This is a genomic window from Prosthecobacter gellanilyticus, assembly GCF_007992435.1.
Classification (GTDB): Bacteria; Verrucomicrobiota; Verrucomicrobiia; order Verrucomicrobiales; family Verrucomicrobiaceae; genus Prosthecobacter; species Prosthecobacter gellanilyticus.
In genome coordinates this window covers 63,656-83,033 of the sequence record NZ_BKAG01000027.1, presented here as the reverse complement: position 1 = coordinate 83,033, position 19,378 = coordinate 63,656, and the positions used below count along the sequence as shown (strand labels likewise).

Sequence of the window (19,378 nt, the reverse complement as noted above, 5' to 3'; positions counted from 1 at the left end):
TTCTCTCTGCTCAGAATTTCTGTGTCGCCCCGCTGCCAGACCTGTAGTTATCAGGGGGAGATGACGCATCCCCCCTCTCTCCGCAAAGTAAGGCACTCAGCACCTGACTCCCAAGCCTACCATCAAGCCAGCCCATGAAATTCAAACACATCTTTACCTGCGCAGCACTGTCTGCCCTCTGGATGCCAAGTTTACAGGCCGCTCCTCCCGCCAATGACAACTTCGCCTCGGCGGCAGTCATCACCGGAAACACTGGCACCCAGGCGGGCACCAATGTGGACGCTACGCTGGAAACATTCGAGCCCTCCCTGCGCTATCGTTCGATCTGGTATTCGTGGACGGCTCCTGCGACTGGCAGTGTCACCTTTGACACGATTGGGTCGGGCTTTGACACGATGCTGGGCATCTACACAGGCACTGCGGTGAATGAACTGACCACGCTGGCGACGGATGATGGGAGCGGGGGAGGCAGCGAAAGCCTGATCATTCTCCCCGTGACCAGCGGCACCATTTACTGGATCAAAATCGGCAGTTACGCCCTCAGCCATCCGGGAGCCCCCACGATGCTGCGCTGGACACTGGTCAGCCAACCGGCGAATGACAACTTCGCCGCTGCGCAGGCGCTCCCAGGTGACACGGGGACGCTGACTGAAGAGATGGTAGCCGCAACTTTGGAATCCGGTGAGACTACCCTTGGCAATAAGTCCATCTGGTACATCTGGACGCCAGCCAGCAGTGGCCTAGCCACGGTAGACACCATCGGTTCAAGCAACGACACCACACTGCTCATCTATCAGGGCACGACGCTGAACAGCCTAGCTTCCATCGTCTCAAGCGACAATGGCTATGGCGTCTCCGGCTATGAGAGCCAGGTGGAGTTTGTGGTGACCAGTGGCAGCCAGTATTATGTGCGTGTGGGGAGCTACAGCAGCGGCGTCACTTTGCCAACCGTGTTAAATTGGAGCATCACGCCAACTGCGGTGAATGACAACTTCGCTGCTGCCACAGCCATCACGGGTGCCTCAGGCACGATCACTGGCGATAACACCGTCTCCACCATAGAGGTGGATGAGCCTGGCGGCGGGCTGAAGTCCATCTGGTATTCCTGGGTGGCCCCAGCCACGGGCAAGGTGGTCTTTGACACCCATGGCTCTGAGCTGGATACGCTGCTAAACATCTATACCGGCACCGCCGTGAATGACCTGACGCTGATCGGCTCCAATGATCAATCCCCCCACTCCGATTATGGCGAGAGCTTGGTGAAGATCAACGTCACCAGCGGCACGACTTACCGTGTCCGCCTGGCTGTCCCGAGCTATGGCGCCCCTGGGCCTCTGGAGCTGAACTGGTTGATGGTGAACAAGCCGGCCAACGACGACTTTGCCGACGCGCAGGTCATCACGGGTGCCAGTGGCAGTCTCAGCGCCTACACCTACGAGGCCAGCATTGAGGAAGTGGAACTCAATGCCAACAATAATACCCGGTCCATCTGGTACTCTTGGACGGCCACCTTCACCGGCGTGATGCGCTTTGACACGAACGGCAGCGCCAACGCGACGACTCTTACCGTGGCAAACAACAATGACCTGGAAAACCTCAATGTGGTCAGTGGCAGCCATGCCGACCCGGCTCGCTGCACCTTCCCAGTGATCAATGGCGCGACATACCGCATCAGCATCTCGACCATGGATGAGCAGGCCGTGAAACTAAACTGGCAGCAATTGACGGATTTCGTGCCCAGTGTGATCAGCCTCGGCAGCACCACGTTCAACGCCACTGAGGGAGGGATCAACGCCAGCATCACCCTCACATGCAATGTTGGCACCATCAGCGGGGCGGTGCCGGCACCGGTATCGTGCTACCTTTTCACCCTCAACGGCAGTGCCAGTAGCGATGATTATGCGGGTACCTACACGCTAGTGAACTTTGTCGATGGGGCCACGACCGCCACGATCAGCATCCCGATCTACCAAGACCGCCGGTTTGAGGGGGAGGAGACCTTCCAGGTAAGGCTCACCAACGCCAGCCCGGATGTTGCTTTTGGCCTGTCACTCGCGACCGTGAACATCGCGGATGACGAGCCCTTCATCCCACTGAAGGCCAACTACACCGGCCTTTCCCAGGTCTTCCCCTATGACCCGGCGCTGGCTGGCACGATCAAGATCAACGCCACCGGGAACGGCAGCTTCACCGGCAGCCTGCTGATGGGCAGCTCCGCCACTGCGCCCTTCAGCGGAACCTTCAACGCCGCCGGGAAGTCCACCGTCACCATCACCCGCAAGACGGGCGGGAACGTGCTGCTGAATCTCTTTTATGCCGACAATGGCAACCGCATCCGCTGCCTGATATCCATGGGCGGCAAGACTGCGGACATCCAGGCCTGGCGCATCATCTTCGGCGGCACGGTGGAGATGAATGAGAAGCCCTTCACCCTGACGGCGCGGATTAACCGCCTGCCCAATGCCGTGGGTGACGTGCCTAAAGCGGACGGCTTCCTCTCGATCACCGTCGGCATCAAGGGGGATGTGAAGATCACCGGCGTCCTGGCGGACGACACCCTCGTGACCGCCGCAGGCCAGATCGGCGGTTACGACATGCTCCCGCTTTTTGTCCCCCTCTACAAAGGCAAGGGCAGCCTCTGCTCTGACATGTTCATTGATGTGCCTGACTTCACGAACAACGTTTTCTCATCTGACCTGACCTGGTTCAAGGAACCGGTGCCGACGGACAAGACCTTCAAAAGTGGCTTTCGCCAAGCGACCAGCGTTGATGCCTGCCAGTATGTCTATAGCAAGCGCAATCCCATCATCCATGCCGTGCGGGAAACCCAGGGCGCGGCAGATATCCTGATTAAAGGCCCAGGCATGCTCGTCAACGGCGCCACCCAGGTCTTCCGCCTGCTGGAGGATAACCGCATCGCCCTGCCGCTGAACCCCACTGTGAAGGTGACCCTGAAGTTCGCCCCGGCCACTGGCTTCTTCACTGGCACCTACCAGATGAGTACGGAGAAGCCCACGCCATTCAAGGGGGCCGTCTTCCAGCCCCTGGACACGGCCAGCGGCTTCTTCCTGGCTCCCGTGCCCAGCAGTAGCCTGATCAGCAGCGGCTCCATCGACATCAAACCCGCCTACTGACCCGCCCCTCCCCTGGGCGCCGCCAAAAGGCGGCGACCCTTTTATGCCCTCCCAACCATGCCCATCCAGCTCAAGTCAACCCGTCACAGAGCATCGCCATCCGCAGCCAGCGCAATGATTTGAAGACACTGTTCGATGCCATCTCCGCCATCACCCAGGCGCAGGTGGATGGGGTGACGGTGATGAATCCGGGGCAATGGTCGCTTGATGCAATGAGATTTCCCGAGGCGTTCGTCAACACCGAGCATTGCCCCATCGTCAGGATTGCTTCAACGGGGCCGCACCCGCTCTGCGCTGTCGGCTGCCCACAGGCCCATGAGGCGGCGGTCATCCAGGGTGAGGGTGATGGGGCAGGTTTCATCCTGGCTTGCGAAGGCTCCATGACGCATCACTGACAACGAATCAAGGGACTGGCGCTGTCTATGACGCTCCACGACTGCGGGAGTACTGTGGATTCAAGGTTCGGAAGCGATGAGTCAGACGGGACACATGGGACTCATGAGAGGGCATGGGGTCATCCGAGAATCGAGAGCATTTTTGTTAGGCGAGTGCGCGGTTCACGGTGTCCAAAGGGTCCGCTTGGGTCCCTTGAGGAATGATCCGGCTGGAGGGATGATGGGCCTGCCCGCTGTGGGTTTTTCCGTTGATGAGCTATATTTTGTTTTCGCTTACGTCCTTTGGCCTGACCGATGAGGTGAAGGTGCGTGGTCGCTGTGAAATGGGGCTCCTAGGACTTATGGGGCGGATGACGCGGACGGCGGGCATGGGGAGAGCGATGCGACTGAATCCGACGGGAGCCGTTGACGGTCGTTTACCGTGGTTGACGGTTCTTTACGGTGGTTTCAGAAGAGGGGCGATCCGGCCTAATCCAAGTGGATCGAGGTTGGATTGCGAGCGGCGGGCGGGGGAGCTGTCGGGGTGGGCTCAACTTTCGGAGAAAATTGGCCACTTTGGAGGGATCCGAGTCAATCCGACCGGATCCGACCTGCTGGGCTGGCATACAGGAGGGGAGGTAGATATGAGTGCAGGCGCGGTTTGCGGGGCTCAACCCAGCCTAATCCGGGTGGATCCAGGCTGTTTTTTTTTGACGTGGTGGTCCTGGGTGTGCCAGGAGGCTCAACCTTCGGAGAAAACTTGGCCACTCGGGGGTGGATCCGAGCTAATCCGACTGGATCCGACCTGACGGGGCATCCCGTGTGCCCCCCAGAAACGAATCAAGGCGCACCACCCGGTGCGCCTCGTTCACTTGTGATGGGTACCAACAGCCAAATCGGAACCACACAGAAAGGTTTGATCTTTCGATCTTTGGGAAAGTCGCACGGACCTCAGAGAAGGAAATGACTAGGTTGTAAGAGCTTTGTGAAACTATGTCTAAAGTAAGAAAATGGTATGTGGCGCGGAAATTATTGATTTTATGATCAAACTGTCCAAAATGGGAACGTTCTCACAATTAGCATGAGCCTCCGCACTGCCCTCCACCTCCAGTCGCTTAGACTCCCATTTTTGCGCCTCGCGAGTGCGATCACTCTCACTTTTGCTCCATTTTCCCCTGCGCAAACGGGCCAGACCAGGCTGCTCGTAGACTTTTCTGAGAAACCGGAAGCCTTAGGATTAAGCGCCTTTGATCTCTGCATCCTGCGCGTGGATGCCCAGGTGGATTTGGAGGCGGCCCATGCCTTGGGTCATAAGGTCCTGGCTAGGGTGCCGCTCTTTGAGGTGCCTGCGGGCTCGCCTGCGGCCAAGCTGGCCAAGGAACTGGGTGTGCCGCTGCTGGAGGGCAAGGCCCTGGGGAGCGTGCGCCTGGATGCCACCCATCCGCACTGGGCGCACGTGGTGGTGCATGAGCTGGTCGAAACGGCTGCCGAGCGCGGCTTTGACGGAGTGATGCTTTCTGAGCTGGAAACGATGAGCCATGATGCCGAGCGCGCCGCTCTGCTGCGGGTGCTGCCCATGCTGAAGTCCGCCTACCCAGACAAGCAGCTCTTCCTGGAAGGAGGAGCCTCCCTGCTGCGCGAGGCACGCCGCCATCTGGACGGGATCGTCTTCATCGAGGAAACGGGTGCCAATGCGGATGCCGACAGCGCCCTGCGCCTGGAGCGCAAGATCCTGGATGCCTCCCGCCAGGGTGTGTGCTCTTACGTGGTCGGCTTTGAGAACCCTGAGAAGCCCACGAACATCGCCGCACGTGCGGCCCGCATCCGCCAGCTCGGCGGCGTGCCTTTTTTCACCACGCCAGACATCCACGGGGCCAACCTGGGGCCCCTGCTGGAAGTCAGCCGCCGGATACTGGTGCTGCACACGGGTGCTGCCCGCGAGACCTACACTGCCCGCCTCCTGCACGGTTCGCTGGAGTGGCTGGGCTATCAGGTGACGTATCAGGACGCCAGCCAGGAAGGCAGCGCCTGGATGCCCGGCCATCAAGGTGTCAGCGCCGTGATCCTGGACCAGTCTCTCAGCCTCAGCCGTGAGCGCCAGCATGCCCTGGCGGAGCTTGTCACTACCCTGGCCGAACAAAAAGTGCCGCTGCTGCTCACCGGCCAGCCCTGGGCCAATGCCGGCGACTGGGCGCAGGTGAGCAAGGTCCTCGGCCTCTCCGGCACTGGCAGCTCTGTGGCCAAGCCTGCCGCCGCTTCCGTGAAGCATGCGGAGGCTGATCTCATGATGAACCCCGGGGCCATCTCCCCACGGGTCTCCGGTTTGCGGGATGTGCGCCTAACCACTGATGACGGCAAGACTCTGCTCTCCCTGCAGGCTGACCATGTGGAGCACAGCCAGGTGGCCCTCACGACCTGGGGCGGTCTCTGGCTGGACCCGCTGGCCCTGGAGGCGGGTCCGCAGGTGAATCCCCTGCCCTTCCTGGAAAGCCTGCTCTCCCGCTACCCCACGGCCCCGGTGATGGACACCACCAGCCTGGACGGACGCCGCCTGCTGGTGACGCACATCAGCTCTGAAGGCTATGCCGAGACCACGGATCTCCCTGGCCTTCCTGTGGCCGCTGAAGCGATGCTGGAAAAGGTGGTCTCCAAATATGCCCTGCCCATGACCGTGGCTGTCTCAGAGGCCGATGTGCGCGGCTGGACACCCGGTGTGGATGCCCGTCAGGCGCCCCGCCTGCAGGAGGCTGCCCGCACCCTTTTCACCCTCAGCCATGTGGAGGCTGCCTCCGGCACCATGAGCCGCCCCACCACCTGGGAGGGCAAGACCGCCTCCGGAGGTCTCATGAATGCCTCTGCTCCTGAGAAAGACCTCTCCATGGAGCGTGAAGTGGCGGGATCACTCGGCTGGCTGCACCGCCAGTTCCTGGGCCAGGGCCAGGCCATGCGCCTGGTGAGCTGGCCTCAGGGCAGCTTCCCCAGCGCGGAGGCCTCTGCCTTCAGCCACCAGATGAGCGTGGAAAACGTGGCCACGCAAAGCTCCGCCACGCTGGCGGGCCGCATTTCCCCACTGCCAGCCCGTGGCTGGAGTTCAGGGGAGAGCTTCAGCACCGTGCTGACTCAAAACACCGGGGATGCCGCCGCTTTCATCGCCGAGGCCACCCGCACCGGCCAACGCCGCTGGCTGAGCCCCGTGCAGGTCAGCCTGAGCTTCCATGATGCCGCCAGCGCCAACCACCTGAAGCAGGTGGAGAAGATGCTGGACTGGTGCGCCTCCCAGCCCTTCCAGGCTGTGACCGTGGGTGAATACGCCCGCCTGATGCGCGATGCCTCCCGCACGCGCCTTTTCCAGACTGGCGCGGACCGCTGGATCATCGTGAACGAAGGTCGTGCCCGCACTCTGCGCCTGCCTGCCAGCGCCGGAGTGCCTGACCTGGCCGCCTGCACGGGCGTGTCCGGCTTCACCCGCCAGGGAGACCAGGTCTACATCCACACCCTGGGCCTGCGCCGCACGGAGCTGGTGATGCGCCGCGATGCCGAGCGCGACTACCTGCGTCTGGCCAGCTCCACCGGGAGTGTGAGTTATCTGGAGGCTGGCAGCAGCCGCGCGCTCCTGCAGGTGTCTCACACGCGCCCCGTGGAGATGAGCTTTGAGGGCATCATGCCCGGGAGCATCTGCCAGATGATCGCCAATGGCGCGCCAGACTACCTCATGGCCGGGCCGGACGGCCGGATCGAGTTCACCGTTCCCAGCCAGGCCACCGTCCAGCTCCGGATCCTGCCTGAGCACAAGGCCGCCATGCGCTGAGATCTCTGTCTGCTGAGCCGACTCCCTTTTTTCTGATTCATGTCCCGTCTCTTTCTCCTGTTCTTCCTCTACGCCGGACTCGCCGCTGTCTGGGTCTGGCGCCTGCAGCCGGCGGATACCGCCGTGGCTCAGGATCCGCAGCGCACTCCGCGGCTGGAGAGGCTCTCCAAGTATCTCATCAAATGCCCCCCGTCCGTGGCGAAGCGCATCCTCATGAGCATCGTCACCCTCGAGGATGAGCGCCTGGCCCTGGTGGATGCCTGGCTCAGCCTGCCGCCCATGCAGCAGCTGCGTGAGCTCACCGTGCGTGAGTCCGCCATGCTGAAAAAAGCGGGCACGCTGCGTGACTCCTTGTTGTTAGGCTGGCTCGGCCAGGAAGACAGCGTCATCATCACGAAGGAGGCCCATCTCATGATCGCCGCTTCCGGTGGCCGTCTGGATGACCAGATGCGCCTGTATGCCTTTGAAGTGCTGGCTGACCGCGCCCGCCGGGAGGGAGATCTGGAGTCTGCGATGATGATCCTGGATCGTGCCGCGGAGCTGCCGCGCTCTGGCTGGTCCATCACGCTCACGTATGTGCAGATCGCCCGCAGCCGTGAGATGCACTCCGCCGCGCTGGCCGCCATCACGGACTGGCTGAAAAAAGCCGGCGAGGCTGCTCCCGCCAAGCATCTGGATGAAGCCCGTGAACTCCAGGTGCAGCTCCTGGTGCGTCTGAACCGGGCCGAGGAAGCCCTGGACCTCCAGCTTCAGCGTCTGCAAGCCCTGCCGAAGGATGCGCCCGTGCCTGAAGCCATCCTCGGCCGAGCTCTCATCAGTGCCCGTGCATGTCATGAGCAGATCAAAATCCTTCCCTGGCTGGAGCGTTTGCTCGCCTGCTTCCCGGACCACAGCGTGAAGCCTGAGGAACTGCTCACCCGTGCCGATCTGGATGACAACTACCTCCACTGGCTGCACGAATACGCAGCCATCGTGGACCGCGAACTGCCGCCCGCGCAGGCTTTTGAAGCCTGCCTGCGCCTCGCCGCCACGGGTGAACGCGGGGCGCTGGCCCGCATCTGTGCCCTGGCTGAAAATGCGAAGGCTCTTCCTGCTGCCACCAGCTTCCTGCACCAGGCGCTGAGCCAGCCCACGCTGCGCCCTGCGGTACTCGACCTCGCCCAGCAGGATGCGCTCGCACGCCGCATCGTCACCGAAGCTCTGCGCAAGGCTCCCGAGAACCGCGATCTGCAATTCGCCGCCACGCTTGCCGAAGCTGCGGCCACTCCTGCCTCGGCGACCGTGCTCTGGCAGAGCTATCTCCGCCGCTTCCCGCAGGATGCGCCTGCCCAGCGCCGTCTCATCCAGGCTCATCTCACCGCCCGCCAGCCTGACCTGGCCCTGCGTGTTTTTGACAGCTTCGATCCCCAGCATCTGACGGATGCGGACAAACATCAGCGCGAGGTTTTGAGCCAGTTGTGAGAGATTGAAGGACTGACAGCAAAGGCTTGGCGAGAACATTTTAGTTTGACCTGAGCCCTGCCATCAGTGGACAACCTCATCCCGATGAGAACCAAACTCCTGGTTATTTTGCTTCTTTTGTTAGGTGGCGTGTATATCGTCTTGATAGCACCCAAGGGCAGAAGGCGGGCCAGGCAAGCGGCATCATCTCCCATCATCGCGGCAGGCACGCCTTCCGCTGAGAGCTCGCATGACCACGCTGCCAGCGCTGCGCGCCGAACCGTCGAAATCACCCAGCTGGAAAGCGAGGCCACCGATGAGCGCGCGGGAGAAATGGCCAACCGGAACAACAATCCTGTCTTTTATCAAAATGCGACTGCCGGAGTCATGAGAAAGCGCATGCCGGACTACCTCGCCCCGATGAAGGATTGGAATCTCTCCGAAAGAGATGAGGCTAATGTTTTTCAAGAACTGCACGACCTTGAATACCATTTCGCGGAACGCACGATGCAGTTCACAGCCAATCCTCTCCCGGTTTCGCGCGAGCGAACAGCACTCTACCATCAAATGCAGGCAGACCACAAAGCCGATGAAGCTTTAGTGGAAGCACGCATCTCTGCCTTGGTGGGCTCTGATCGTGCCCGTGAGCTCATTCAACTCCGGAATGATCTGCAGAAGCGTCGGATGGATGAGCTCAAAAGAAGTGTAGGTATCAAGGTCGATTGAGAGGGCATCATCATCCCGGGCATCTCAGGTAAGAGTTGCAGCAAATGCCGGGTGCTTCTAAAGCCCACTTCATGAGCACCCAGCCCCAGCCAGGAACCAAAGCCCCAGATTTCAGCGCCCCCGTCGTGGGTGGTGACTATGCCGCAGATAGCACGCTGAAGCTTTCCTCGCTCAAGGGTGAAAACGTGGTGCTCTATTTTTACCCAAAAGACGACACCCCCGGCTGCACGAAGCAAGCCTGCGCGATTCGTGATGGCTGGAGCAGCATCGCCAAGAAGGCGAAGGTCTTTGGCGTGAGCATCGACAGCGCGAAGAAGCACGCGAAGTTCATCCAGAAGTATGAGCTGCCCTTTCCGCTCATCAGTGATGAAGACCATGCGATCGTGAATGCTTATGGTGTGTGGGTGGAGAAGACTCTCTACGGCCGCCAATACATGGGCACGGAGCGCACGACCTTCGTCATCGGACCTGATGGCAAGATCAAAGCGGTGCTGCCGAAGGTGAAGCCGGATGAGCATCTCGATCAGGTATTGAAGGCATTGGACTGAGCAGGCGCGGAGCGTCCTGGAGTGCTCCAGTCCTCTGGAGCTTTCGCCGGAGCGGGTGATCCGCGAACCTCTGAAGGCCGGATGGAGCTTGGGCGGCCTTCGCAGCCAGCTTGCACAAAGCTTTTCGTTAGGCCTTCCAGAGCGCCAGAGGACTGGCGCACTCCAAGACGCTTCGCGCCATTTCGCGACCGCCCACCGCTCGAGACCTAACTAACATCGCAACAAAAAAACCCGCGCCACTTTTGTGACGCGGGTTTCTGTAAACACTTCAGAGTGTCTTAGCTGATCTTTGGCAGCTCGAACTCGGACACGTAGGTGTCGGTCGCGATCTTGTTCGCCTCTTCAGCGAACTCGCCGATGAACTTCTCGGACACAGGGTCGAACTCCAGCATCGGTCCGCAGGAGACCTGGTCGGCCTTCGGATCGATCTTGTTGTCCACCAGGTTCTGCACGAAGTGGTCGAAGGTTTCCTGGGCGGCCTTGTTGCCGCTGAGGCGCTCCTTGATCTCGTCGTTGCTGATCTTCTTGCCGAGGCGGTAGGACACATTGGACATGTGGGCCAGACCGGCGGCGTGGTGACCGTGGGCCACATTCAGCACGTCCTTCGTGATCTTGCCGGCACGGCAGGATTCGATGAAGTTCAGCATGTGGTCAGGGCCGTCCTGGAAGTTGTCGAACTTCTCGATGGTGTTACCCTCGTTGTCATAGGCCTTGGACTCGGCGATGAAGCCGCCTTCGCAATGGATAACGTTGCCGATACGAGGAGCGGAGGTCTTGCCGTTGATGCGGTAGACAGGCTCATAGCCCTTCGTCCAGTTCATGTCCTTCATCGGCAGACCGCGGTTGTCGAACAGCAGCGGGGCGCCTTCATTGAATTCATAGAACGCCATCTGGTTGTTGGCGGTCTCGCCATCGTCCTGATAACCCCAGCGGCCGCCGAGGCTCATCACGCGTTTTGGAAGCTGGTCCGGATTGCCGAGCGCCCAGCGGGCCACGTCGAGCTGATGCGGGCCCTGGTTGCCGATGTCGCCATTGCCGTAGGCCCACTGCCAGTGCCAGTCATAATGGAACTGGGTGCGCTGCACCGGAATGATGCCGCGAGGACCGCTCCAGAGCTTGTAGTCCACCGTGCCGGCGAGGCCCTTGCCATTCGCGTCGGTGAGGATGCCGGGCTTGAACTGGCCGTTGGCGTCCGGGGAAAGAGGAGCGGCGATCTTGCCGATGCTCTTGCGGGCCTTGTAGTTGATGCCACGGCTGAGGGTGACCTTGCCGATCTTGCCACTCTTCACGTATTCCATGGCGGCGGCCCAACCGAGGTCGGAGCGGCGCTGCATGCCGTGCTGAACCACCAGGTCCTTCTTGGCGGCGACGATGGAGGCTTCCACGAGCTTGCGGCCTTCCCAGATGTTGTGGGAGACGGGCTTCTCCACATACACGTGCTTGCCATTGGCAATGCCGGTCAGGGCGATCAGCGTGTGTGTGTGGTTCGGGGTGGCGATGGTGATGGCGTCAATCTCTGGATCGGCGCAGCACTCACGGAAGTCCTTGTAGGCCTTCACCTTGATGTTCTTCTTGGCCAGCTCAGCGACCTTCTTGTCCAGCACATCGCTGTCCACATCGCAGAGAGCCACCAGGCGCACGCCTTTGATCTTCAGCAGGCTGCCGATGTGGCCGTTGCCACGGGATTTGAAGCCGATCACAGCGACGCGGACGTCACCGTTGGCTCCGAGAGGGGCGGCCCAGGTGGGCAGCGTGGCGAGACCGGCAGCGCCGGCGACTGTTCCGCGCAAGAAAGTGCGGCGGTTGGTTTGGTTTGTGTTCATGGCAGAGAAGTCTGGGGGAAACGGAAGGCTACCAAATACGACGGGCCGCCCGCAACCTTTCTTTTCCTGCGCTTCCGATCACAAATGAGCCGAAAAAGGCTGCTTTGAGGGGGCTCTGCGCGCCCGTCGTGTCCCGGTCAGCGCGACAAGCCCTGGACACTGGGAAAGCACATGTCTGTGAGAGCGGTCTCTTTTAACCACTAATTCACACTAATGACCAAACCCTCTGATGATTGGGTCATCAGTGCAAATCAGTGCCCATGAGTGGTAAGAGAATCTGGGGTTCAGAAAGCACTGCCCGAAGCCGCTCAGCCCGCCTCCGCCTCAGGCACATGCATCAGTGCCCAGCCATTCCCATCCGGATCCAGAAAGCTGTGCTGATACATGAATCCATGGTCTTCAGCTTCCTCAAAGGTCGAACCTCCAGCTCCCACGGCTTTCCTCACCAGCTCATCCACCTCGTCTTTGCTCGCACAGCTCAGGCAGTGCAGCGCCGAGACAAACTTGGAGGTGTCACACAACTCTCGGGGCGAGATGGTGGCGAAAAAGGACTCCACGCAGAGCATCACCTGGATGGTCTCGCTGATGATGATGCCCACACCATGCTCGCCGCTGAACTTCTCATTCTCCGCAAAGCCCAGGGCCGTGTAAAAAGTGCGTGCCCGTTGCAGATCCTTCGTGGGAAGAGTGATGTAAATCATGCGGCTCATGGCCGCACAGTCCATCAAAGCCTCAGACTTCGCCATTCAGATCTTCAACCCACAGCTCACCACCCAAAAAAATGACCAAGCCCGCGAAGGCTTGGTCATCAGTGATTATCAGCGCCTATCAGTGGTTAAAACGCAGGCTTTAACAAACCTCACTTCTCCACCCGATACACAGCGCCATTCCAGTCGAGCACGATGAGCTCACCCGCGGCGTTGGCAGAAAAGGCGGTGGGCTTCACCAGCACGCTGGGCTTCTTCTTTGGATTGTCAGCGGGGGTCTGCGGGCTGGTGTAGAGGAGGTCGTTGCTCTGCACCTTGCCGGCTTCATCCACCTTCAGCGCCCAGATTTTGCCGAGCACGAAGTCACCGTAGACATAAGCTCCAGCAGCCTCAGGCACAGCCTTGCCTTTGTAGATGACGCCGCCGGTAATGCTGAGGCCTTCTCCGTGGTTGTATTCAAAGATGGGGTCGATCAGCTTTGTGCCTTCTGGCGGAGTGTCCGTGCGCAGCGCGAACGGGCGTGAACCTTCGCGATAGCTCCAGCCGTAGTTGCCGCCTTTTTCGATCCAGTTGATCTCTTCCCACAGGTCCTGGCCGACATCGGCAAGCCAGAGGCGGCCTTTGTCATCAAAGCTCATGCCCCAGGGATTGCGGATGCCATACGCATAGATTTGCGGCAGCGCATCCACACCATCGGCGAAGGGATTGTCCGCGGGAATGCCATAGGCGTTGTGATGATCGCGACCGTTCACGTCGATGCGCAGCACCTTGCCGACCATGACCGCGTTAAGCTGCGCCATGCGCTTCTCGTCGTTGCGCTTTGAGGTGTCACCCACGCCGATGTAGAGATAGCCATCTGGACCGAAGACAATGTTGCCACCGTGATGGTTCCAGTTGATCAGCGGCACTTCCAGCAGCACGCGCTCGCTCTTTTCATCGGCCTTGTCGCCGGTGGCCTTCATCTCGCTGATCACGAGACGCTTCGGCTTCTGCTGCGTGTAGGTGATGTAAAAGAGACCGTTCTCCGCGAACTTCGGGTGGAAGGCCAGGCCATTGAGACCTTCCTCAAACTTGCCGTTCGCTGCTTCCATGGCGCGGGAGCTGAGATCCAGGAAAGTCTTCGCCTCGGCGCTCTTCTCATCCTTCGGCAGGATCAGGATCTGCCCGCGCTGCAGCGCCAGGAACTCACGCTGGGAGCCATCCGGCGGAATGACCAGCGCCACCGGCCACTGCGTGGCGAGCTTTTCATACACACGGGTCAGCTTGATGGCATCTGCAGCCACAGACGAGCTGACAAACGCAAGAGCGAGGAGAAGGGAGGCAATGAACTTCATAAAGGAAGGAGGGGAGCGGGAGGATGCGCCGCCCGCAGCCATCAGGGCAAGCCTGAAAAACCACGGACATTCGGAGCCGGACTCAAACGCTGGCTGATGCGCCGGGTCTTTCGGCGGATTCAATCCCCCCACTCCACCCTGCCGAAAACCAGCATCGACAAAATCCTCCCGTTTTGTTGTCATCCAACTCTCCAACCATGAAGCGCCTCCACTTCCTCTGCCTGCTCGCCATCGCCCCCCTCGCCTTGCTGGCGGACAAGCCTGAGGTCCCCAGCCGTGTCGGCACCACCGAGCATTTCCGCCAGCTCCTGCTCGCCACGAAATGGGCCTGGCAAAATGTGCAGGCAGGCGTGCCTGACCGCGAATGCGTCTTCATGGAGGACGGCACCTTCCGTCACCCGAACTTCACCGCCAAATTTAAGGTCAAGGACCTGCACACCGTCGAACTCCACCGCCAGGGAGAAAAGAAGGGCAAAGCGGTCCTCACCTTCAACGAGAGCTACTCCGCCTTCGAAGCCATCGACTTCAACGACAAACGCATCACCGGAAAGCGGCTCTGAGCTCATGGCAGAGTCTTTTCTACGTTATAAAGGCTGGCGCGAGGAGTTTGACATCACCGACTTCTCACTCATCTGGATCGTCATCGAATCAGTGCTTGATGCTGACGTTGTTCACGGAAACCCATCGTCATTGCAGGGACGGCTTCAAGAGTTCATCAACGTGAATCACCTCGTGGAGGACTGGTATCATGTCACAGAACTCGATGCAGTTGTCGCTGGTGACGAGCAGGAGTTTAACAAGCTTCTCGGAAAAGCACTCTGGTTAGTCCGGCAAAATTACTGGCAGCCGGAGGCATTCTGGGCATCACTGAGAAACACGGATTGGGTGGTGACCATGGCGGCAAGAAGCCGGTTCGCTAAAGATGCCACTCTAAACGCCTTTTTTGAGGTCTTCACGCACTTCGTTCTCCCTGCGCTAGCACCAAACGCAGCTCATCCCGTGATGGAAAGCCTTGGCTGGAACAGGATAAACAAAGAGCGCGAAGGATTGGCTGACACATGTCAGCACACCGTGGAGACAGGCTGAAAATTGATGCACGTCCTCACGCCCCGATCCCAAACACTGTCCGCAGCATGTACACATACCCGAAGAACACCGCCACAATCATCATAGCCAGCAGCAGCACGATGATCCCGAGCGCCACAAAGAGGCGCGCTGTGCTGCGCTTCACGGCCTCTTGATGTCCCTTCTGCCATTTCTGCAGCAGGCCGAGGTTCCGGGAGTTGGACTTGAAGAAGGCAGAGGCCACCGGTCCCAGGGCCGGGATGAAGTCGAAGACCGTGTTCACCAGCATGTTCCCTCCCATGCGCAGCAGCACGGGCACGCTCACTCCGCTGCGCACGGCTTCCAAAAGAATGATGACACCGCCACCGGACGCGATCGTGCTCCCCACGCCCGGCATCAATGAGAGGATGGGGTCCAGCCCGATCTTGAAATCCGTGCCCGGCACACGCAGCACGTTGTCCAGCCACTTGGCCAGGAAGCGCGCGATGTCGGACTCGACCACCTTGCCCCCTGCCGTGTGGCTGAACATCTCCGCTTCCACGCCGGAGGCGGGCTGGCCGGGGCGCAGGATCTGATCGACACGGATCTCTTTCAAAGGCTCGGAAGGCATGGAGGGAAGAATACGGGCTGAAGGCTGCCTCTCAAGGCGGCTGTTACGATTCCTGAACGTTGCGGACCGGATTACAGTCTTGTTTTCGTTGATCCGGGCCAATACAATATCAGTCCCCCTTTCCAACCCATGTCCACCACGGAACCCTGCCCCCTGCGTGCCGTCTGCGCTCCCCGCAAACGGGCTTCCTTGGAAATGCTCAGCCGTCGCGAGTGGGTAAAAACCTTCGCGCTCGGTTGCATCGCCTCTGTGGGCAGCGGCGCGCGCAGCACTGTGCTGGCAGACATCTCACCCGGTGTGAACGTGGCGAATGTCATCGACCTGAAGACCGCCGATTTTCCGGTGCTGCAGAGCACTTACGGCTCTGTGCGCGTGGGCCTCTTCAATGAAAACCTGCCTGGCGGAAAGATGGTGGTCACTCGCGGTCCCGGAGATGTTTTTTACGCGGTGAGCGCGGTGTGCACGCATTCGGCCACGATCGTGGATGCCTACCTCCATGGCGATACCCAGCTCATCATCTGCTATGGTCACGACTCCCATTATGCGATGGATGGCACCCTCCTCAAAGCCAACGACGAGGGCACGGCAAACCAGGGCAACCTGCCGAAATACAACACCAGTTATGCCAACGGTGTGGTGCGCATTGAGCTGCCCAGCCTGAACTTCAAGCTCAACACCGTGTTCATTCAGTCCGAGGTCGGGAATTCGAAGCGTCTGGCCCTGAACTACAACCAGCGGCTCGGAGCCAGGTACAAGGTCCGCTACACGCCCGATCTGATCACCCCGCCTGTGGCCGTGAACTTTGCCCTCACGGCCGGCGGTGTGGCCAACCAAACCCAGACCGCCGTTGCCACCAGCAACAACGCCCGGACTCTCTACGTTGACTCCACGCAGAGCCGCGGCTTCTACTTCATCGAGATGGTGGTGGAGACAGAGGTGGCTTATTCACCGTAGACCCAATGCCGCTGATCAATCCTGAGTTTGGAGCCTCGAAGAGGCGGCACTCCTCAGCCCAGGCCAACGGCCTGGGAAACGCGCCAACGCAACGTCGGTTGTCCGACGTTGAGGCCTGTAGGGCCGACACTCGACGCCGGACGTTGCAGCGGCAAATGAACCCGAGGAGGCGAGTGTCGCACCTTCGGCGCTCTGGTTCGTTGGTGAGTGCGAAACATGCTGAATCCCAGGCCGTTGGCCTGGGCTGAGGAGTGTCGGGCCCTTGGCCCTCAAGGCACAAGATCACAGCCATCCCATATTGCTTAGCGGCATTGATCCTAGACCGGATCACGGCGCGCGCACCACATTGAGCCGAACGAATTGTTTGCTCACACTTGATCCGCTGAGCGTTCGCTTCACGGTCACGAGGTTCACTGTCCCGCTCAGTGTGGTATCCGAAAGAATCGTCCCGCCATTCTGACCTGTGGCAGCGGCCCCGCTGATGCTCTCCGCAATGGTCGTCCAGGTCGTGAGATTCTCACTGGCCTGCAGTTGGTAGGTCAGATCTGTCGCCTGCGTGTCACGGCGAAAAGTGAGCGTGAGGTCCGCATTGGCGCCCACAGGTGTCACGGTGGTGGTGAAGTTGTCAGACGTGTTGAAACCGGTGGGGTTGAATCCATAGGCATACTCGATCTGGTTATAAATGCCGTCGCCATCCGCATCACCTTCCGGGTCCAGATACTGCCCGGTCAAGAGGCCCGGGAAATAAACCGCCTGCCAGTTTTCATACGGAGTCGCGTGGATCAGTGTCAGTTTCGGACGACTGGCTGAGTCCGCATTTTCACGGCTGGAAAAGCGTTTCGTGGTCGAAGGCGAGCCTTCATCTGACCGAAGGATCCAGCCATGGTTCGTGGCCGGCGCGGCCAGCCAGGCCTGCACGTCATTCACCATCTGCGGTCCCTGGAATGCGTAGTAGCCGAGTTCAGTGCGGATATTGAAGGAAGAGGACACACTCGTGGAGAAATCGCCGCCTTCATTGCCCTCCCCCCATGAGATCGGGCTGGTGGGAGAGTAAAAGCGGTTCACGAAGGTGACATCACCTGAAAGAGCGGCGACCCCGCCGCTGCCGCTGAAGGACCCCGCCTCGCCCCAGGACTGATTGAGACGGCTGAGCGTGGTGCTACGCGCAGGGTTGCCGGAGGGCGTCTCGGCGCTGGTCATGCGCAGTTGCAGGATGGCCGCGCCGATGCGCGTGTTTGCCGGCACGCTGCTCAGATCGAAGGACAGCAGACCGCGACGGAAATCCACTGCTGAGGACGTGCCCGCAAAGATATCTCCCGTGCCGTTGCTCAGTTCACCCTCGGAAAACATGCTGTTGTCCTTCACTGCGGTGAGCGTGATAGGCGCCGGATTCGTGGGGACTGGCACCAGCTTGTATAATCCTCCGTTAGGCAGACCATTCTCCTGCGCCGTAACTCCGGAGGAGACCTTGGTGCCCACATAAATTTCCCCGGCTTCATCCTCACCCATGGAGATCACACGCGCGGAGAAAGGGTTGCCACCCAGCAGCGGAATGGCCGGGGTGAAGGTGAAGGTCCCGCTGCCCGGCGCCGTCTCCTCCAAACCCATCAGGATACCGCTCGGGGCCCCCGAGGTGGCTCCATAATCCCCAAAAACATACTTGCCCTGCAGCGCCGGAATCGCCGCACCGCGATAAACAGAGCCCCCGGTGATGGAAAGACCTAGCTTCGGCAGGCTGGAGCTGGTGGCACTCGGATGCGCATACTCCACGATCGGCGCGGTCAGTGTGCCACCGGGATGCGCCATGGTGGAGGAAAAGGACGGCCGCTCATTTCCCTCCATGTAGCGCCAGCCGTAGTTGCCGCCATTGGTGATGATGTCCACTTCCTCGATCCTGTCCTGCCCCACATCCGCGCAGAAAAGCCGGCCTGTGCCGCCCGGACCATCATCCAAAGAAAGGCCCCACGGATTGCGAATGCCAAAGGCATAGATCTCCTCCTTCACACCACCGCCAGCACCGACAAACGGATTCCCCGGAGGGATGCCATACTGCCCGCCCGGACCATTTGTGCCCAGCGGGTCGATGCGCAGGATTTTTCCCAGATACACCGTCTTGTCCTGGCCGTTGCCGAGGGCGTTGGTTGCGTTGTGACCAGTCCCCACGTCGTTGGCATTACCACCATCTCCACTGCCGATGTAGAGCAGTCCGCTGCTGTCCATGACCATGTTGCCACCATTATGGTTAGACTGCGGCTGCGCATACAGCAGCATCTTCCGCTCTGAGAGCGGATCCGCGCTGTTTGCATCTGCTGCAGACACCTGAAACTCCGCGATGACCGTCGTGCAGTTCGGCGTCCAGCCAAGACCGTCATGCGCCGGTGGATCAATCCCCGCCTGATACGCCTTGTTATAGTTCACATAGAACTTCCGATAACCCGGCGAGGCCGGATTCGCATACCCCGGATGAAAGGCCAGGCCTAACAAACCACGTTCCGCATACCCCGTTCCCACGGCAATCACCTTCCGGTGCGCCACGGTCGTGGCCGTGCTGGAGATGTCCAGAAACGGCGTGGGCCGCATCATGCCGTTTTCGATGATGTAGACACGGCCCGGCTGGTCCACGACGAACACCCTCCCGCTGCCATCTGGCGCATACGTGATGCAGGTGGGCGAGTGAAACTGCTGCAGCACCACCGGCTTCAGATAAAGCGTGGGAAAGGCGCCGTGGCTGAGCGCAGAGGTCAGCAACAACGCCGACAGAAGTCGGAGAAAGCTCATGGTGAAGCAGTTGGGGGAGGAGGTCATTGCACCAGAAATCTACGCCTTTGACAAGCGAAAGGTCGATCTGCACCAGC

Annotated in this window: 14 protein-coding genes; 9 read left to right on the top strand and 5 right to left on the bottom strand. The window is 60.2% G+C overall.

Annotated features, from left to right (window positions below):
• The first annotated feature begins 134 nt into the window (after positions 1-134).
• The 6 genes from BGE01nite_RS17740 (at position 135) to bcp (ending at position 10,030) form a co-directional block, all read left to right on the top strand.
• Complete coding sequence (locus BGE01nite_RS17740) at positions 135-3,134, top strand: Calx-beta domain-containing protein (protein ID WP_146852086.1); 3,000 nt, start codon at positions 135-137, stop codon at positions 3,132-3,134.
• A gap of 119 nt (positions 3,135-3,253) precedes the next feature.
• On the top strand, positions 3,254-3,529 hold the full coding sequence (locus BGE01nite_RS17735) for a hypothetical protein (RefSeq protein ID WP_146852084.1): 276 nt from the start codon (positions 3,254-3,256) through the stop codon (positions 3,527-3,529).
• A gap of 1,282 nt (positions 3,530-4,811) precedes the next feature.
• Positions 4,812-7,316 carry a hypothetical protein gene (locus tag BGE01nite_RS17730; RefSeq protein WP_146852082.1) on the top strand — a complete coding sequence of 835 codons (2,505 nt, stop codon included), beginning with the start codon at positions 4,812-4,814 and terminating at the stop codon, positions 7,314-7,316.
• Positions 7,317-7,355: 39 nt separating this feature from the next.
• A complete protein-coding gene (locus tag BGE01nite_RS17725; RefSeq protein ID WP_146852080.1) occupies positions 7,356-8,777 on the top strand; it encodes a hypothetical protein in 1,422 nt (473 codons plus the stop codon).
• A gap of 312 nt (positions 8,778-9,089) precedes the next feature.
• The gene (locus tag BGE01nite_RS17720) at positions 9,090-9,482 is read left to right on the top strand and encodes a hypothetical protein (protein WP_146852078.1); all 393 of its coding nucleotides are present in this window, start codon (positions 9,090-9,092) and stop codon (positions 9,480-9,482) included.
• A gap of 71 nt (positions 9,483-9,553) precedes the next feature.
• A complete protein-coding gene (gene bcp, locus BGE01nite_RS17715; RefSeq protein ID WP_146852076.1) occupies positions 9,554-10,030 on the top strand; it encodes a thioredoxin-dependent thiol peroxidase in 477 nt (158 codons plus the stop codon).
• A gap of 278 nt (positions 10,031-10,308) precedes the next feature.
• Here the strand turns inward: bcp and BGE01nite_RS17710 are convergent, their stop codons facing one another.
• From BGE01nite_RS17710 to BGE01nite_RS17700, 3 genes are all read right to left on the bottom strand, one after another.
• The gene (locus BGE01nite_RS17710; protein WP_146852074.1) at positions 10,309-11,853 is read right to left on the bottom strand and encodes a Gfo/Idh/MocA family protein; all 1,545 of its coding nucleotides are present in this window, start codon (positions 11,851-11,853) and stop codon (positions 10,309-10,311) included.
• A 308-nt stretch (positions 11,854-12,161) separates the two neighbouring features.
• Positions 12,162-12,554, bottom strand: a complete 393-nt coding sequence (locus BGE01nite_RS17705) for a VOC family protein (RefSeq protein ID WP_218033023.1) — start codon at positions 12,552-12,554, stop codon at positions 12,162-12,164.
• 158 nt (positions 12,555-12,712) lie between these two features.
• A complete protein-coding gene (locus BGE01nite_RS17700) occupies positions 12,713-13,894 on the bottom strand; it encodes a PQQ-dependent sugar dehydrogenase (RefSeq protein ID WP_146852070.1) in 1,182 nt (393 codons plus the stop codon).
• 197 nt (positions 13,895-14,091) lie between these two features.
• Between BGE01nite_RS17700 and BGE01nite_RS17695 the strand changes: the two genes are divergently transcribed.
• Both BGE01nite_RS17695 and BGE01nite_RS17690 read left to right on the top strand, forming a co-directional pair.
• On the top strand, positions 14,092-14,454 hold the full coding sequence (locus BGE01nite_RS17695) for a hypothetical protein (RefSeq protein WP_146852068.1): 363 nt from the start codon (positions 14,092-14,094) through the stop codon (positions 14,452-14,454).
• A 4-nt stretch (positions 14,455-14,458) separates the two neighbouring features.
• Complete coding sequence (locus tag BGE01nite_RS17690; protein WP_146852066.1) at positions 14,459-14,980, top strand: hypothetical protein; 522 nt, start codon at positions 14,459-14,461, stop codon at positions 14,978-14,980.
• 16 nt (positions 14,981-14,996) lie between these two features.
• On the opposite strand, the gene BGE01nite_RS17685 is transcribed toward BGE01nite_RS17690, so the two are convergent.
• Positions 14,997-15,569, bottom strand: a complete 573-nt coding sequence (locus tag BGE01nite_RS17685) for a DUF4112 domain-containing protein (protein ID WP_146852064.1) — start codon at positions 15,567-15,569, stop codon at positions 14,997-14,999.
• Positions 15,570-15,698: 129 nt separating this feature from the next.
• On the opposite strand from BGE01nite_RS17685, the gene BGE01nite_RS17680 reads away from it, so the two are divergent.
• Positions 15,699-16,523, top strand: coding sequence for a Rieske 2Fe-2S domain-containing protein (locus tag BGE01nite_RS17680; protein ID WP_146852062.1), 825 nt, complete (start codon positions 15,699-15,701; stop codon positions 16,521-16,523).
• 327 nt (positions 16,524-16,850) lie between these two features.
• Here BGE01nite_RS17680 and BGE01nite_RS17675 read toward each other — a convergent pair whose 3' ends face one another.
• Positions 16,851-19,301: a PQQ-dependent sugar dehydrogenase gene (locus BGE01nite_RS17675; protein WP_170266863.1), complete on the bottom strand. Its 2,451-nt coding sequence runs from the start codon at positions 19,299-19,301 to the stop codon at positions 16,851-16,853.
• Between the last annotated feature and the right edge of the window lie 77 nt (positions 19,302-19,378).

Excerpts from the sequence above, each read along its gene's own strand:
- bcp (WP_146852076.1), top strand. The coding sequence starts at position 9,554 with ATGAGCACCCAGCCCCAGCCAGGAACCAAAGCCCCAGATTTCAGCGCC.
- BGE01nite_RS17740 (WP_146852086.1), top strand. The coding sequence starts at position 135 with ATGAAATTCAAACACATCTTTACCTGCGCAGCACTGTCTGCCCTCTGG.
- BGE01nite_RS17725 (WP_146852080.1), top strand. The coding sequence starts at position 7,356 with ATGTCCCGTCTCTTTCTCCTGTTCTTCCTCTACGCCGGACTCGCCGCT.
- BGE01nite_RS17680 (WP_146852062.1), top strand. The coding sequence starts at position 15,699 with ATGTCCACCACGGAACCCTGCCCCCTGCGTGCCGTCTGCGCTCCCCGC.
- BGE01nite_RS17710 (WP_146852074.1), bottom strand. The coding sequence starts at position 11,853 with ATGAACACAAACCAAACCAACCGCCGCACTTTCTTGCGCGGAACAGTC.
- BGE01nite_RS17695 (WP_146852068.1), top strand. The coding sequence starts at position 14,092 with ATGAAGCGCCTCCACTTCCTCTGCCTGCTCGCCATCGCCCCCCTCGCC.
- BGE01nite_RS17675 (WP_170266863.1), bottom strand. The coding sequence starts at position 19,301 with ATGAGCTTTCTCCGACTTCTGTCGGCGTTGTTGCTGACCTCTGCGCTC.
- BGE01nite_RS17700 (WP_146852070.1), bottom strand. The coding sequence starts at position 13,894 with ATGAAGTTCATTGCCTCCCTTCTCCTCGCTCTTGCGTTTGTCAGCTCG.
- BGE01nite_RS17690 (WP_146852066.1), top strand. The coding sequence starts at position 14,459 with ATGGCAGAGTCTTTTCTACGTTATAAAGGCTGGCGCGAGGAGTTTGAC.
- BGE01nite_RS17705 (WP_218033023.1), bottom strand. The coding sequence starts at position 12,554 with ATGATTTACATCACTCTTCCCACGAAGGATCTGCAACGGGCACGCACT.
- BGE01nite_RS17685 (WP_146852064.1), bottom strand. The coding sequence starts at position 15,569 with ATGCCTTCCGAGCCTTTGAAAGAGATCCGTGTCGATCAGATCCTGCGC.
- BGE01nite_RS17720 (WP_146852078.1), top strand. The coding sequence starts at position 9,090 with ATGGCCAACCGGAACAACAATCCTGTCTTTTATCAAAATGCGACTGCC.